The following is a 15,676-nucleotide window of genomic DNA, read 5'->3' on the forward strand; positions in this document are numbered from 1 at the left end:
AGGCGCTGCCACACAGCCGGTGGGTGAACGCCTGCGCTGCGACTCGAAACTCAGCCGACGAGTCCGAGCTCCTGAGCGCGGCTGGCCGCCTGGGCCCGGTTCCGCACCCCCAGCTTCCGGTACACCGTGGTCGTGTGCTGTTTCACCGTATGCCGGGACAGATTCAGCACAGCTGCCACTTCCGGGTTACTCAACCCCAGCACCAGATGCTGCAGGACGTCCAGTTCACGCTTCGAAAGCCGCACCGCGGCGGGTGCCTCATCCTTCGGGAACACCCGCGCGCCCTCCGCGACACGCTTCACCGCCGCCACGATCGCCGCAGTCGGCATCTGCTTCGACAAGGACGCCACCGCGCCGTGCGCCGACGCCAGCGCCGCCGACACCCGCCCCTCTCCGGACAGCAGAACAACCTTGACGTGCGGCATCCGGTCCCGAAGGTCCCGGCACAGGTCCAGCCCCGACCGGCCTCCCAACGACGTACTCACCAACACCAGCTGCGGATGATGACGCCGCGCCACCTGCCAGGCGGCCTCCTGCGAATCCGCCGCCAGACACGACGCCACCCACGGCTGGCTCAGCAACACCGCACGCAACCCCGCGAGCACCAGCTCGTGCTCCTCCGCCACCAGCACCCGCTGCATCTGACATCGGTCCTCCAGCACCGGGCGAACCCGACCCGTGGGAGCAACCCGCTCGGCGAGGACAAGTGTCATGACGACACCTCCGACTACTCCTAGAACATGCAAGAACGGACCGGCCGGCCAACCGCGGCAGGAGGGCTCGCCGGGCGCATTGACCGGAGAGGCTGAAGAAATTCACGGATTTCCCGATCCTCCGACACGTCCGGCTCTCCCCGTCGTGACCTGCGGTTTCACCGGCGCGATCTGACCTCACAGCTTGACCACCGACCGGCGGACAGACGCCCGGGGAACTACCCGTACGAGTACCTGTCCCCGGGCTCCCGGGGGTCTCGGCTCGGGCTGTGTACGGCGGTACGATCGGATCACCGCTCCCGAACTGCGCACGTGGGGACTCGATGCCTACTCCGAACGCCGTGCCGGCGGAACTCACCAGCTTCGTGGGGCGGCGAAAGGATGTCGCCGCGCTCCGGCAGCTCTTCTCCACGACCCGGCTGGTGACGCTGACCGGCATCGGCGGGGTCGGCAAGACGCGGCTCGCTCTCCGCGTCGCCGGAGAGATGCAGCGAGCCTTCCCGGACGGTGTCTGTCTGGTGGAACTGGCGTCGTTGAAAGACCCGGCGCTGCTCCCCCACAGCGTGGTCGACGCTCTCGGGATCAAGGAGCAGTCCCCCCGCTCACCCATGACCGTGCTGCGTGATCATCTGGGGCAGCGGCGCATGCTGCTGGTCCTGGACAACTGTGAGCACCTGGTGGACGCGGCCGCGGGCCTGGCAGACCAGGTGCTGCGTGCGGCGCCCGAGGTGCGGATCCTGGCCACCAGCAGGCAGGCGCTCAGAATCGCCGGGGAGCACATCTACCCCGTCCCACCGCTGCCGACTCCCCCTCCTGATGAGTCCGTCGAGCCCGGCACGGCGACCCAGTACCCATCGGTCACTCTGTTCGCCGACCGTTCGGCGGCCGTCGTTCCCGGCTTCTCGATCACGCCCGACAACGAAGCGGCGGTCGTCCGCCTCTGCCGGCGCCTGGAAGGGATCCCGCTGGCCATCGAACTGGCCTCGGTGCGGTTGCGGGTGCTCACCGTCCATGATCTCGCGAGCCGCTTGGACGACCGGTTCCAGCTCTTGCGGGAGGGCACCCGCAACCTGCCGGAACGGCATCAGACCCTTCAGGCGCTCATCGACTGGAGCTATGACCTGTGCACCCCGAACGAGCAGAGGCTGTGGGCGCGGGCGTCCGTCTTCGTCGGTGGGTTCAGCACCGACGCGCTCGAGGCGGTATGCACCGATGAGGCGCTCCCCCGGCATGCGGTTCTCGACACCGTCGCCGGCCTCGTCGACAAGTCGATCTTCATTCGCGAGGAGCAGGGAGAGTACGTCCGCTTCCGCATGCTGGAAACCATCCGTGCGTACGGCCAGGCCCGGCTCTCGGAGTCGGGCCTGGAACCGGCCCTCCGCCGGCGGCACCGCGACCGGTACCGGCAACTCATGGAGGTGGCGGGGGACGAGTGGAGCGGCCCGCGGCAGCGGGAGTGGGCGAGCAGGCTTCAGTTGGAGCTCCCGAACCTGCGGCACGCACTGGAATACTGCCTGTCCCAGCCCGGTGAGGCGCGTACCGGACTGCGCATGGCGGCGGCGCCCTGGCTATGGCTGGCGATGGGGTACCCCACCGAGGCCAGGCTGTGGCTGGGCCGAGCGTTGGCGCTCGACGCGGAGCCCAGCCGCGAACGGGCCTGGGCGCTTGCCACCGTCGCGTACATCGCCGCATGCCAGGGAGACGAGGCTGCGGCAGCGGAGTCGGCCGAGGACGCCCGAAAGGTCGCCGTCCACCTGAACGACCCCGCCGCGCTCGCCTATGCCACGCACGTGCGCGGACTGAGCAAGTTTCTCAGCACGGACCTGTCCGGCGCGATCCCCCTGTTCAACGAGGCCCTCGAGCAGTACGCCGAGACCAAAACACCCGTCCACTATCCGAACAACCTCCGGACGGAGTTGGCAGCGGCCCTCATCCTCCTGGGCGAACTCGACAAAGCCGCGGAGATCATCGAGGAGTTGTTCCGGCGCTGCACAGCGGCCGGCGATCAGTGGGTGCTGTCATGGGTGCTGTGGGGGCGCGGATTCCTGCGCTTGATTCACGGCGAGCTCGACGCGGCGGAAGCCGACTTGTGCGAGGCGCTCAGGATCAAGCGGTTCTTCCACGACACCCTTGGGATGGCGCTCGCACTCGACGTACTCGCCTGGACCACGGCGGCGAAGGGCAACGCCGAGCGAGCCGCCACGTTGTTCGGCGGGGCGAACCCCCTGTGGCAGACCCTCGGAGCCCCGCTGTTCGGCTGGACGCTCCTGCTCGCACAGCGAGCCAAGTTCGAGACGATGGCGCGGGACAAGATGGGGGACGCCCAGTTCGACGCGGCTCTCGAACGTGGCAGTGCCCTGACCACCGAGGAAACGCTCGCCCTCGCCCTGCGAGAGCGCACACAGCCCGCAAGCGATGCGCCACGTCCTGCTTCGACGCTGACCCGGCGTGAACGAGAGGTGGCCGAACTGGTGGCGCAGGGCCTGTCCAACAAGGACATCGCGGCACGGCTGGTCATTTCGCTGCGGACCGCGGAAGGGCATGTCGAGAAGATCCTCACCAAGCTCGGCTTCAACACGCGTACTCAGATCGCGAGCTGGGTCGTGCAGAGACAGTCCGAGCGGACGTGAACCACCCTCGTGATGAGGGCGGGGCAGACATCGGACGAGGCAGGTACCGGAACAGGTAGTTCCACGCTCAATGGCGCGATGCCCGACCGGCAGATTGGAGGCAGTTCCACCCAAGATCACCGGAGACGATGATCATGTACGTCACGCCCCCTCCCCATGACAGTGACCCTGGCGCCATGGCGCCTTCCGGGATCGCAGGCGCACGCCCGTCCCTCGGACGCGAAGCCCGCCAGTGGGACCTGCCGCACGCCCCGCAGGCCGCGGGCATCGCGCGCCACCTGGCCCTCGACACGCTGAAGGGCTGGGGAGTCCGGGAAGACCAAGCCCACCAGGTCGTTCTCGCGGTCTCCGAACTGGTCACCAACGCCGTCGAGCATGCCCTGCCCCCGGTCGCCCTGCAGCTGGTACCGCCCAACGAGCACCAAATGATCCACGTCGCGGTCACGGACGGCGGCCCGGCGAACGACCGCGGTGCGCGAACCGCCGACTGCGAACCCGACGAGCACGGGCGTGGAAGCGCCATCATCGGCTTTCTCGCCTCCGCCCGCGGTACGCGCATGTGCGGCAGAAGCGCCACCCACTGGGCGGACCTGCCCCTCGCCGCCTAGCCCGTCGGAGGGACATCCCCCACCTGGGCGGGTTTCGGCCAGCCGCACCATGGGGTGGCCTGAAACTCGCCGTACGTTCGCCCGGCTTCGGCTGGTTCCTCTGACCGCGAAGGCGGCGAACGACCATGGGAGACGGGCATGACTGAATTCACCGAGTCGGTTGACATACCCAGAGCAGATGCAACGAGCGTCACGCCGCGGCGTGGCGCACTGATAGCCATTGCGGCGCTCCTGGCCACTGTGACCAATGCGGTCGCCTTCATGCTCCCGCCGCTCCTGCCGCTGATGCAGCAGCAGTTCGGGCTCGGGGTGGCGGCGTCGGCCTGGATCTTCACCGCGCTCACGTTGGGCGGCGGAGCAGGCTTCGTCCTCCTTCCACGTCTCACCGACGTGCTCAACGATCGGACGACCTCGCTGTTGTCCGGTGGCTTCCTGGTCGTCGGTGCGCTCGTGCCTGCCATCGGTGATTCCTACCCGGCGCTCCTGGTCGGGTCCGCACTCCTCGGGTTCGGTGGCGCCGCACAGCTGCTGCCACTGAGCTTCCTGCGCCGGCACCTGACCGGTAGTGCGGTCGCAACGGCTGTCAGCGTGCTGATCATGGCTACGGGCTCCGGGACGGTCCTCGGGATGGTCGGTGGCGGACTGACGGTCAAGTACTTGTCGCTCGCGAGCTTCTTCTACATTCTGGCCGCGGCATTCGCGGTGACCACGGTGGCGCTGCTCATCATCGTCCCCTCGTCCCGGCCGGAGTCGTCCGGACGTATCGGCATCCTCGGAACCGTGTGGCTGATCGCCTGGGTCACGGCTGTGCTGCTCGCCTTGACCCAGGGCCTCACGTGGAGCGGCACGGCGATCCTCGCGGTCCTGGGCGCGGGTGTAGTCGGCGGCGTCGTGTGGGGACTGGTCCAGCGCAAGTCCCCCACGGCGGTGTTCGACATCCAGCTGCTGAAGAAGCCCCTGGTCACACCGGCATGTTTCGCCGCTGGAATCTTCGGCGCCATCGATGCCGCGTTCCTGCTGCTGGTGACCTACTACACCCAGACTCCCGCTGGGGTCGGATACGGACTGGGTGTCGACGCTCTGGGCACCGGCCTGCTCATGCTGCCGTTCGCGCTGATGATGTTCGTCGGTGGCAAGGCCGCCGAAAGGGCAGTCCAGAAGGGCCGTCCGGCCACCGTCCTCGTCATCGGCACCGCGGTCTCCGTCGTGGGGCTCGGCTGGCTCGCCTTCGCCCACGACCAGAGGTGGCAGTACCTCGTCGGTGCCGCCTTCGTCGGCCTCGGCAGCCGAGTGGGCTACAGCGGCGCCTTCGCCGTGCCGCAGCTGGTCGTCCCCGAGGACAAGGCCGGGATGGCCGCGGGCATGGCGGGCACCACCATGGCCATCGGCTTCGCGTTCGGATCGGCAGTGGTCACCACGCTGCTCACCTTCGACACCATCCCCAAGATCGGCCTGCCGAAGGAGTACCTCTACACGGTTGGCTACGAGGTCACCGTCGGGCTCTCGCTGCTGGTCCTGGTCGTCACGCTCATCTCGCGGCTGCGCCACGGCGGCGAGCTCACGGCAAGCTCCGTGGAAGCGTAGCGAGCCGGCCTGCCGGGAGCTCGTGCACCACACGCCGCGCGTTCGGAGTCAGCCGGCCGCAGTCTGGTCCGCTCCGAACGCGCGGCGTGTGGCCGTCCGGCCGCGGTGCACACCCCCCACTCGGGCAAGGTCTTCGCCCGGCCGCACCCAACAGCCCCATATGCCACCTACGTTGCGCGAAATGCCAATGGAGGTGGAGCGTGCCTGTACCCGGCAATGCAGCAAAGCGTCACATCATCGCAGTCAACGGCTCTGACGTGTGGCGGAGCGAATTCCGCCTGCGATTCGGCGATTTCGACGGCCTCGGCCATCTCACGGCGTCGGCCTACCTCGCCTTGTTCGAGGAGACCCGCTCGGCTTGGATGACCGGAACGCTCGGCGTCGCGTATCCGACCTATGTGGTGGCGACCCAGCACATCGAGTACCTGCACGAGGTCACGCCCGACGATGGAGCCGTGAGCGTCGAACTGGCCCTGCGTGAGGTGCGGACCTCCAGCTTCCGTGTGGTGGAGCACTTGACGACGGCAGGCTACCTCTGTGCTCGTTCGACAGCGACGCTCGCGATGTGGGACATGGAGCGCCGCCGGTCTCGGCCGATCACCCCGGACGAGCGCGCCGTGTTCGAGGCATACCTGGCGGAGCCGACGCACCCGATGGCGCACTGACGTCCTGCGCAACGCACCGACTCACCCGCCATCCCCCAGCCGGGCAAGGTTCCGAGCGCCCTCGCTCATGTCATCAGCTCCCGTCGTACGTTCGCCGCACCACAAGCAAGCGCTTAGTCAATCAGGGAGTGCCCATGCCCGAGGCCGTCATCGCCGCCACAGCCCGCTCGCCGATCGGCCGGGCCGGCAAGGGGTCGCTCCGGGAGATGCGTCCCGACGATCTGACCGTGCAGATGGTGCGGGCGGCACTGGCCAAGGTGCCGCAGCTCGACCCCACCGAGATCGACGACCTGGTACTGGGGTGCGGCCAGCCCGGTGGCGAGTCCGGTTTCAACATGGCTCGGATCGTCGCGGTGCTGGCCGGTCTGGACTCGGTGCCCGGAACCACAGTCAACCGTTACTGCTCGTCCAGCCTGCAGAGCACTCGGATGGCTCTGCACGCGATCAAGGCCGGTGAGGGCGACGTCTTCCTCTCCGCCGGGGTCGAGACGGTCAGCCGGTTCTTCAAGGGCAACGCCGACGGCCTTCCGGACACCCAGAACCCGGACTTCGCCGAGGCGCAGGCCCGCACGGACAAGCTCGCCACTGGTGGAACCTGGGTCGACCCGCGCACCGAGGGCGCTCTGCCCGACGTCTACATCGCGATGGGGCAGACCGCAGAGAACGTCGCCCAGTTCATGGAGGTGACCCGCGAGGACCAGGACGCCTTCGCGGTGCGCTCGCAGAATCTGGCGGAGCAGGCCATCGCCGACGGCTTCTGGGCCCAAGACATCACCCCGGTGACGCTGCCCGACGGCAGCCAGGTCGCCCGGGACGACGGCCCGCGCCCCGGCGTCACCCTGGAGGCGGTCTCCGCGCTAAAGCCGGTCTTCCGCCCGGACGGCACCGTCACCGCCGGCAATTGCTGCTCCCTCAACGACGGCGCCGCGGCACTCGTGATCATGTCCGACACCAAGGCGAAGCAGCTCGGCATCACGCCGCTGGCGCGCATCGTCAGTACGGGGGTCTCCGGCCTGTCCCCGGAGATCATGGGCCTCGGCCCGGTCGAAGCGTCGAAGCAGGCGCTGCGCCGTGCCGGTCTCACGATCGACGACATCGACCTGGTCGAGATCAACGAGGCGTTCGCCGCCCAGGTGATTCCGTCAGCCCGGGAGCTGGGCATCGACTTCGACCGGCTCAACGTGAACGGCGGCGCGATCGCCGTCGGCCACCCGTTCGGCATGACCGGCGCCCGCATCACCAGCACCCTGATCAACTCCCTGCGGTACCACGACAAGCAGTTCGGCCTGGAGACCATGTGCGTCGGCGGCGGTCAGGGCATGGCCATGGTGCTGGAGCGGTTGTCGTGATCAGGCGCTTCGAAGGCAGGACGGCCATCCTGACAGGGGCCAGCCGAGGGATCGGGCTCGCCATCGCCGAGCGGCTGGTGTCCGAGGGCGCGAAGGTCGTCATCACCGCCCGCAAGCAGGAGGCGCTCGACGAAGCAGTCGCCCGGCTCGGCGGGCCGGAGCACGCGATCGGCGTGGTCGGGCACGCGGCCGACGTCGACCACCAGACCGAGGTCGTCACGCGTGCACTCGACTCGTTCGGCAGCGCCGACCTGCTCGTCAACAACACCGGCATCAACCCGGTGTACGGCCCGCTCATGACGCTGGATCTCGACGTCGCCCGCAAGATCGTCGAGGTCAACTGCCTCGCCGCGCTGTCGTGGACCCAGCAGATGTACCGGGCGTGGATGTCCGCGCACGGCGGCGCCGTCGTCAACGTCTCCTCGGTCGCCGCCGTCCGCCCCGCGCCCGGCATCGGCCTGTACGGCGCCAGCAAGGCGATGCTCACCCACCTCACCGAAGAACTCGCCGTCGAACTGGGCCCGGACATCCGGGTCAACGCGGTGGCCCCGGCCGTAGTCAAGACCAAGTTCGCCACCGCGCTCTACGACGGCCGTGAGGACGAGGCCGCCGCGGCCTACCCGCTCAAGCGGCTCGGTGTCCCGGAGGACATCGGCGGCACGGTGGCCTTCCTGCTCTCCGACGACGCCGCCTGGATCACCGGCCAGGTCCTGGTCGTCGACGGCGGTGTGACCCTCACCGGCGCCGGCTGATGGCGCCCCCCCTTCTTCCCACAGGAGCGAACTGATGACCACCACCCGTACCGCCATCGTCACCGGCGCGGCCCGAGGCATCGGGGCCGGCGTCGCCCAACGGCTGGCCGCCGACGGCCTCGCCGTGGCGGTCGTCGACCTTGACGAGAGCGCCTGCAAGCCGGTCGTCGAGCGGATCGAGGCCGCCGGAGGCCGGGCGCTGGCGGTCGGCGTCGACGTGAGCGACGAGCCGGGCGTACAGACCGCCGTGCAGCGGATCGCCGAGGAACTGGGCGATCCGACCGTGCTCGTCAACAACGCCGGCATCATCCGGGACAACCTGCTGTTCAAGATGACCGCCACTGACTGGGACGTGGTGATGAACGTGCACCTGCGCGGATCGTTCCTGATGTCCCGCGGGGTGCAGAGTTACATGACGAAGGCCGGCTGGGGCCGCATCGTGAACCTCTCCAGCACGTCGGCGCTCGGCAACAAGGGCCAGGCCAACTACGCCGCGGCCAAGGCCGGGCTGCAGGGTTTCACCAAGACGCTCGCGCTGGAGCTGGGGAAGTTCGGCGTGACCGCCAACGCGATCGCACCCGGATTCATCGAGACGGAGATGACCGCCGCCACCGCGCAGCGGATGGGCATGTCCTTCGACGACTTCAGGAAGGCCGTGACGGTGCAGATCCCGGTGGCGCGCAGCGGTCTGCCGAAGGACATCGCGCACGCCGTGTCGTTCTTCGTCAGCGAGGACGCAGGATACGTCTCCGGCCAGGTGCTCTACGTCGCCGGAGGGCCGCAGGCGTGAAGGTCTTCCGGGGCTTCGAAGAACTGCGGAACGCCGTCGGCACCCACCTCGGGTACTCGGACTGGCACACCGTCACCCAGCAGCAGATCGACACCTTCGCCGACGCCACTGGCGACCACCAGTGGATCCACGTGGACGTGGAGAAGGCGGCGGCCGGACCCTTCGCCGGCACCATCGCGCACGGCTATCTGACGCTGTCGCTGGTGCCGATGCTGGTCTGGCAGGTCTACCGGGTCGAGGGGGTGTCGATGGGCGTCAACTACGGCGCGAACAAGGTCCGCTTCCCGTCTCCCGTGCCGGTCGACTCCAAGGTGCGCGCCGGCGTCGAGCTCCTGTCGGTGGAACCTGGCGGCAGTGGGTACCGCGTCACGACCCGGGTCACCATCGAGCGCCAGGGCGCGGGCAAGCCCGCCTGCGTGGCCGAGACGGTGAGCGTGGTGGCCTGATGCCGACGACACAGCACAGCCTGCCGGGCCTGAATCTGGTCCGGCTCGGCCCGTGGTTGACCGAGCAGGTGGCGGGGGCGGGGCAGGACCTCACCGCCCGGCTGCTCGCCGGCGGCAGGTCCAATCTCACCTACGAGGTCACGGACGGGGTCTCGACGTGGATCGTCCGCCGGCCTCCGCTGGGCCACGTCCTCGCGACCGCCCACGACATGGCCCGCGAGTACCGGGTGATGTCGGCCCTGCAGGACACCGCGGTGCCGGTCCCCAGGACCTACGCCCTGTGCTCCGACGACGGGGTGCTGGGCGCCCCGTTCTACGTGATGGAGCGGGTCGCCGGAACGCCGTACCGGAACGCCGTCGAGCTGGAACGGCTCGGCCCGGAGCGCACCCGGGTGATTTCGGCAGGGCTGGTCGACACCCTGGCCATGCTGCACGCAGTCGACCCCGTCGCGGTCGGGCTGGACGGCTTCGGCCGCCCGGAGGGGTTCCTCCCCCGCCAAGTCCGTCGCTGGAAGGCGCAGTTGGACGCCTCGTACTGTCGCGACCTGCCCGCCGCGGACGAGCTGTACGACCGGCTCGCCGCCGACGTGCCCCCACGGTCCGCACCCGGCATCGTGCACGGCGACTACCGGCTCGACAACGTGCTGACGGACGAACAGGACCGGCCTGCGGCGGTCATCGACTGGGAGATGGCCACCCTGGGCGATCCGCTGACCGATCTGGCGTTGCTGGTGCTCTACCAACGGGTGGGCACGCTGCTCGGCGGGAGCGCGGTGGCCCCGGACGCCGCGTCGGCGCCGGGGTTCCTCGCCGAGAGCGAGATCGTCGAGCGGTACGCCGCGCGCAGCGACCGTGATCTGTCCCGTTTCGGGTTCTACCTCGCACTGGCGGCGTTCAAGCTGGCCGCGGTCGCCGAGGGCATCCACTACCGCCATCTGCGCGGCCAGACCGTCGGCTCCGGCTTCGAGCACGTCGGCGCGGCGGTGCAGCCCGTGCTCGACACCGGGCTCGGCGCACTGAAGGAGTACCGCTGATGGACTTCGCCCTCGACGCCAGGACCGAGGAGCTGCGGGCGGACCTGCTCGACTTCATGGCGAGCCACGTCCACCCGGCTGAGCCGCTGTTCGCCGAGCAGCTGGGACGGCTCGCGAACCGCTGGGCGTGGGACTCAGTGCCGGTCCTCGCCGAACTGCGGGCCGAGGCCCGCCGCCGCGGCCTGTGGAACCTGTTCCTGCCCGGCGAGCACGGCGCGGAACTGACCAACCTGCAGTACGCGCCGCTCGCCGAGATCACCGGCCGCAGCATGCACCTCGCCCCTGCCGCCCTGAACTGTGCCGCACCGGACACCGGGAACATGGAGGTGCTGGCGATGTTCGGCACCGAGGCACAGCGCAAGGAGTGGCTGGAGCCGCTGCTGAGCGGCGAGATCCGCTCGTCGTTCGCGATGACCGAGCCCGACGTGGCCTCCTCGGACGCAACCAACATCTCCACCCGGATCGAACGCGACGGTGACGGTTACGTCCTCAACGGCCGCAAGTGGTGGATCACCGGCGCGATGAACCCCAACGCGCGGGTCTTCATCGTGATGGGCAAGACCGACCCGGAAGCCGACCGGCACCGGCAGCAGTCGATGATCCTCGTGCCACGTGACACCCCGGGACTCGAGATCAAGCGGGGCATGGAGGTGTTCGGTTACGACGACCACGGACACGGCGGCCATGCCGAACTGTCCCTCACCGACGTCCGGGTCCCCGCGGCGAACCTGATCGGCGGCGAGGGCGACGGCTTCGCGATCGCGCAGGCCAGACTGGGGCCGGGCCGTATCCACCACTGCATGCGCTCCATCGGCGTCGCCGAGCGGGCCGTCGAGCTGATGTGCGCCCGTGCCGAGCAGCGGGTCGCCTTCGGCAGGCCGCTGGCCGACCAGGGCGTCGTCCGGGACTGGATCGCCGAGTCCCGGGTGCGCATCGAGCAGCTGCGCCTGCTCGTGCTCAAGGCTGCCTGGCTGATGGACACCGTCGGCAACAAGGGCGCGCACACCGAGATCCAGGCCATCAAGATCGCCACCCCCGCAACCGTGCAATGGATCCTGGACAAGGCCATCCAGGTACACGGCGCCGGCGGACTGTCCCAAGACTTCCCGCTGGCCGGCGCCTACGCGGCGATCCGCACCCTGCGCTTCGCCGACGGGCCGGACGAGGTGCACAAGAACGCCCTCGCCCGAGCCGAACTGCGGCGCCGGAGGCACGTGCGATGACCGTCTGCGAGCCGTAACCCGATCACCCACCTCTCTGCGCCGGGACGATGCGCGCGGCGCAGTCGCCCACCATCATTTCGGCCGGAGGTCTCCGTGCACCCTCAGCTCATCCCGTCTCCCCCGGATCCCGATGCTGTGCAACGGCGACGCGAGGAGATCCGTCGCATTGCCGCGCGCCGTACCCAGCGTGTGTTTGTCATCGTCAACGCGGTTCCCCTCGCCGCCAGCACCATGGTGTTCCCCTTCACGGACATCCCCGCGGTGCCGGTGCTCGGGCACCTCACCCTCGGCGTGGTCTGGGGCATCCTGCAGTGCGGCCTCTTCATGGCCACCGCCTGGTGGCACGAGGCTCGGTCCACCCGTCTGTGCGACTCCCTGGCGGTGGAGGGGTGACCCTGTACGCCTTGAGCGCCCGCCTGGTCGACCCGATCGGTTCCGACGCCAAGGTCCCCGTGATCATCGCCTTCCTGATCTTCGTCGGGGCGTCACTGCTATGGCTGTTCACGCTCGTCACGGCGCAGGAGGACAACCCGGACGGGCTTCACGTCGCCGACCGGTCCCTCTCCCCGGTCTTCAACGGCTTCGCCATGGCGGGCGAGCAGATCTCCGTTGTCATCCTGCTGGCGATTCCCGGTGCCATCGCCCTGTTCGGCTACGACGGGTTCACCGCCGCGATCGACGGTCTGCTCACCCTCGGCGTGATGCTGCTCCTCGCGCAGAGAATCCGCGACAGCCGCCGGTACACGCTCGGCGACCTCTTCGCCCTGCGCGCGACCGGGCCGCTCCCCCGCGCCATGGCAACCCTCGTGACGCTGATCATCGCAGTTCCCCTCCTCCTGCTCCAGCTGCGCGCGGTCGGCATCGTGGCATCGCTCCTGCTCGGTCTGTCGACCGACGGCGCCCAGGTGGTGTGCACCGTGTTGATGGGCTGCCTCGTCGCATGCTTCGCCGGCGTAGCCGATCTGCGGGGCACCGGTTTCATGCAGGTCGTCAAGGTGCCCCTCACCCTGGTGACCCTTGCCGTGGTCACCTTGCTGGCGCTGGGGAAGTTCTACTGGGACGCCGGGAGCCTGCTCTCGGCCGCGGTGGGCAGGAGCTCGGCGCCCGACGCGTACCTCAGCCCTGGGCTGTGGCCGTACACGACGAGTCTCGGCCCGCTCAACATGCTCGCCGACCACGTGGTCGTGATTCTCGGCGCGTCCGTCACGCCTCACCTGATCCTGCGCATCAGCGCGTCCCGCTCCGGGCGCTCCGCGCGACGGTCCATGAGCATCGCTGCAGGGCTGGTCGGAACTTTCACCCTTCTGCTGATCACGACGGGATTCGCGTCGGCCGCCGTGGTGGGCAGTGGTGACATCGGCTCGGTCGACGCCGACGGCCAGTCGTCCCCGATCCTGCTGGCTTCACGGGTCCTGCCCGCCGGATCGGCGCCGCGCGTGGTGCTCATCACCGCCGTGGCGTGTGTCGCCTTCCTCGCCACGCTGACGACCGTGAGCAGCGTGACCTTCGCCGCCGCGGTCTCCTTCGCGCACGATGTGTTCTCACGGACCAACCGGCGCCGCACCGACGTCGCAGAAGTACGGGTCCTACGGCTGGCCCTCGTGGCCCTGTGCACGGTCGTCCTGTCGCTGTCCGCCGCCACGCACCGGTATCCGATCGATTTCCTGTTCGACTTCTCCATGAGTGTCGCGGCGTCGTGCGTCTTTCCCGTCCTGATCTACTCCTTCTTCTGGAGCAGGTTCAACCGCAGGGGACTGCTGTGGGCCGTCCACGGGGGCCTGCTGATCTGCACCGTGCTCATGGCCTTCTCGCCCTCCGTCTCGGGGACCGCGTACGCACTGTGCCCGAACGCGCGTTTCGACTGGTATCCGTTCCAGACGCCGGGCCTGGTCTCGGTGCCGGCGGCTTTCCTCCTGGGGTGGCTTGGCAGCGTCATGCCGTGGAAGGCGACAGGGAGCCGGAAGCCGAGGCGATAGGGAGCCGAAAAGGGGCGCGGGAACCGCGACGTCCGCGATTCCCGCGCCCCCGGCGGCCCCGGCGGCCCCGTGGATCAGAACCACTCGGGCCGGCAGTCCGTCGTCGTACGGTCCAGGCTGTCCAGAAGGTCGAACTGGGCTGCCGTACGCGGGAGTTCCCACCGAAAGAAGTACCGGGCCGCCTGCCGCTTGCCCTCACGGAAGTCGTCCGCGTCGTCCCCCAGCGCCAGGAACTGCTCCAGCCAGATCCAGGCCAGCACCACATGACCGACGGCTTCCAGGTAGACGGAGGCGTTGGCCAGCGCGGTCGCGGGGTCTGCCGTCGACCACAGGGTGGCGGTGGTCCGCTCGACGCCGGCCGCGGCCTCCTCCAACCAGGCCGCCAGTTCGGCCGCTTCGCCGCCGGCCGCCGTCGCCCGGGCCGTGGTGGCCGTGAGGGTCTCGAGAAGCAGCCTCAGCCCTTCACCGCCGTTCATGACGACCTTGCGGCCGAGCAGGTCCAGTCCGTGGATGCCGTGGGTGCCCTCGTGAATGGGGTTGAGCCGGTTGTCCCGGTAGAACTGCTCGACGTTGTACTCTCGGGTGTAGCCATAACCGCCGTGCACCTGGATGGCGAGGTCGTTGGCCGCCAGGCACCACTGCGACGGCCAGCTCTTGGCGATGGGCGTCAGGACGTCCAGCAGCAGCCGGGCGCGGGCGCGCTCGGACTCCTGCTCGGCGGTGTGCTCCTCGTCGAGGAGACGGCTGCAGTAGAGGACGAGGGCGAGCGCACCCTCCGCGTAGCTCTTCTGGGCCAGCAGCATCCGCCGTACGTCGGCGTGCTCGATGATGGGGACCTGTGGGGCGTCGGCGTTCTTGCCCGTCAGCGGGCGCCCCTGGGGACGGGTGCGTGCGTAGTCGAGGGCGTGCAGATAGCCGGTGTAGCCGAGCGCCGCCGCACCCTGACCGACGCCGATGCGAGCCTCGTTCATCATGTGGAACATGTAGGTGAGCCCCTGGTGGGCCTCGCCCACCAGGTATCCCACGGCGCCGGGGGCTCCGGCCGGGGTGTACCGGCCCTCGCCGAAGTTGAGCAGGGTGTTGGTGGTGCCCCGGTAGCCCATCTTGTGGTTGAGGCCGGCCAGCACCACGTCGTTGCGCTCTCCCAGGGTGCCGTACGGCCCGACGAGGAACTTGGGCACGATGAAGAGGGAGATGCCCTTGACGCCCGCCGGGCCGCCGGGGATCTTGGCCAGCACCAGGTGGACGATGTTCTCGCTCAGGTCGTGGTCGCCACCGGAGATCCACATCTTGGTGCCGGAGATCCTGTAGGTGCCGTCACCCTGCGGCACCGCCCGGGTGGTGATGTCGGCCAGCGAGGATCCCGCCTGGGGTTCGGAGAGGCACATGGTGCCGAAGAAGCGGCCCTCGACCATGGGGCGCACGTAGGTGTCGATCTGCTCCTTGCTGCCGTGCGCCTGGAGCAGGTTGGCATTGCCGATCGTGAGGAAGGGGTACGCGGCGGTGCCGACGTTCGCGGCCTGGAACCAGGCCATGCAAGCGTTCGCGACCACGTGGGGAAGCTGCTGTCCGCCGACGTCGTAGTCCATGGCGGCGCCGGTCAGTCCGGCCTCGGCGAACACCCGCAGGGCCTCCTTGACCTCCGGGATGATGTGCACCCGCTCGCCGTCGAAGCGGGGCTCCACGGCGTCGTTCTTCTTGTTGTGCGGTTCGAAGTGCCGGGTGGCGAGGGCCTCGCTCAGCTCCAGAACCGCGTCGAACGTGTCCCGGTCGTGGTCGGCGTAGCGGGGGCGGCGGGTCAGCGCTGTGACGTCCAGCCAGTCGTGGAGCAGGAAATCGAGGTCGCGCCGGGAGAGCAGCAGAGAATCCATGGTCAGGCATCCGATCGGGAGGGCGGGGGAAACGG

The 15,676-nt window shown here is 69.1% G+C and carries 14 protein-coding genes; 12 read left to right on the forward strand and 2 right to left on the reverse strand.

Annotated features, from left to right (window positions below; genetic code table 11):
- Positions 1 to 50: 50 nt before the first annotated feature.
- Entirely contained in the window at positions 51 to 713 is a 663-nt protein-coding gene (locus tag ACFYZB_RS41180; RefSeq protein ID WP_351214566.1) for a response regulator transcription factor, read from the reverse strand.
- Between the two features lie 323 nt (positions 714 to 1,036).
- Between ACFYZB_RS41180 and ACFYZB_RS41185 the strand changes: the two genes are divergently transcribed.
- The 12 genes from ACFYZB_RS41185 (at position 1,037) to ACFYZB_RS41240 (ending at position 13,770) form a co-directional block, all read left to right on the forward strand.
- Positions 1,037 to 3,343, forward strand: coding sequence for an ATP-binding protein (locus tag ACFYZB_RS41185; protein ID WP_388767037.1), 2,307 nt, complete (start codon positions 1,037 to 1,039; stop codon positions 3,341 to 3,343).
- A 176-nt stretch (positions 3,344 to 3,519) separates the two neighbouring features.
- Complete coding sequence (locus ACFYZB_RS41190; protein ID WP_388767038.1) at positions 3,520 to 3,951, forward strand: ATP-binding protein; 432 nt, start codon at positions 3,520 to 3,522, stop codon at positions 3,949 to 3,951.
- 138 nt (positions 3,952 to 4,089) lie between these two features.
- Entirely contained in the window at positions 4,090 to 5,535 is a 1,446-nt protein-coding gene (locus ACFYZB_RS41195; RefSeq protein WP_388767039.1) for an MFS transporter, read from the forward strand.
- Between the two features lie 200 nt (positions 5,536 to 5,735).
- A complete protein-coding gene (locus tag ACFYZB_RS41200; protein ID WP_388767040.1) occupies positions 5,736 to 6,200 on the forward strand; it encodes an acyl-CoA thioesterase in 465 nt (154 codons plus the stop codon).
- Positions 6,201 to 6,334: 134 nt separating this feature from the next.
- Entirely contained in the window at positions 6,335 to 7,549 is a 1,215-nt protein-coding gene (locus ACFYZB_RS41205) for an acetyl-CoA C-acetyltransferase (RefSeq protein ID WP_388767041.1), read from the forward strand.
- Positions 7,546 to 8,301, forward strand: a complete 756-nt coding sequence (locus ACFYZB_RS41210) for an SDR family oxidoreductase (RefSeq protein WP_388767042.1) — start codon at positions 7,546 to 7,548, stop codon at positions 8,299 to 8,301. Before ACFYZB_RS41205 ends, ACFYZB_RS41210 begins: the two co-directional genes overlap by 4 nt.
- Positions 8,302 to 8,335: 34 nt before the next feature.
- Entirely contained in the window at positions 8,336 to 9,091 is a 756-nt protein-coding gene (locus tag ACFYZB_RS41215; protein WP_388767043.1) for an SDR family oxidoreductase, read from the forward strand.
- Entirely contained in the window at positions 9,088 to 9,537 is a 450-nt protein-coding gene (locus ACFYZB_RS41220) for a MaoC family dehydratase (protein WP_388767044.1), read from the forward strand. Before ACFYZB_RS41215 ends, ACFYZB_RS41220 begins: the two co-directional genes overlap by 4 nt.
- On the forward strand, positions 9,537 to 10,571 hold the full coding sequence (locus ACFYZB_RS41225) for a phosphotransferase family protein (RefSeq protein ID WP_388767045.1): 1,035 nt from the start codon (positions 9,537 to 9,539) through the stop codon (positions 10,569 to 10,571). The genes ACFYZB_RS41220 and ACFYZB_RS41225 overlap by 1 nt, the downstream gene beginning before the upstream one ends.
- Complete coding sequence (locus ACFYZB_RS41230) at positions 10,571 to 11,794, forward strand: acyl-CoA dehydrogenase family protein (protein WP_388767046.1); 1,224 nt, start codon at positions 10,571 to 10,573, stop codon at positions 11,792 to 11,794. The genes ACFYZB_RS41225 and ACFYZB_RS41230 overlap by 1 nt, the downstream gene beginning before the upstream one ends.
- Positions 11,795 to 11,929: 135 nt before the next feature.
- Positions 11,930 to 12,187: a hypothetical protein gene (locus ACFYZB_RS41235; RefSeq protein WP_388767047.1), complete on the forward strand. Its 258-nt coding sequence runs from the start codon at positions 11,930 to 11,932 to the stop codon at positions 12,185 to 12,187.
- Positions 12,188 to 12,198: 11 nt separating this feature from the next.
- On the forward strand, positions 12,199 to 13,770 hold the full coding sequence (locus ACFYZB_RS41240) for a transporter (RefSeq protein WP_388767048.1): 1,572 nt from the start codon (positions 12,199 to 12,201) through the stop codon (positions 13,768 to 13,770).
- 74 nt (positions 13,771 to 13,844) lie between these two features.
- Here the strand turns inward: ACFYZB_RS41240 and ACFYZB_RS41245 are convergent, their stop codons facing one another.
- On the reverse strand, positions 13,845 to 15,641 hold the full coding sequence (locus ACFYZB_RS41245; protein ID WP_388767049.1) for an acyl-CoA dehydrogenase: 1,797 nt from the start codon (positions 15,639 to 15,641) through the stop codon (positions 13,845 to 13,847).
- Positions 15,642 to 15,676 lie beyond the last annotated feature (35 nt).

Origin of the sequence: Streptomyces sp. NPDC001852, from assembly GCF_042891825.1 — a bacterium.
Lineage (GTDB): Bacteria > Actinomycetota > Actinomycetes > Streptomycetales > Streptomycetaceae > Streptomyces.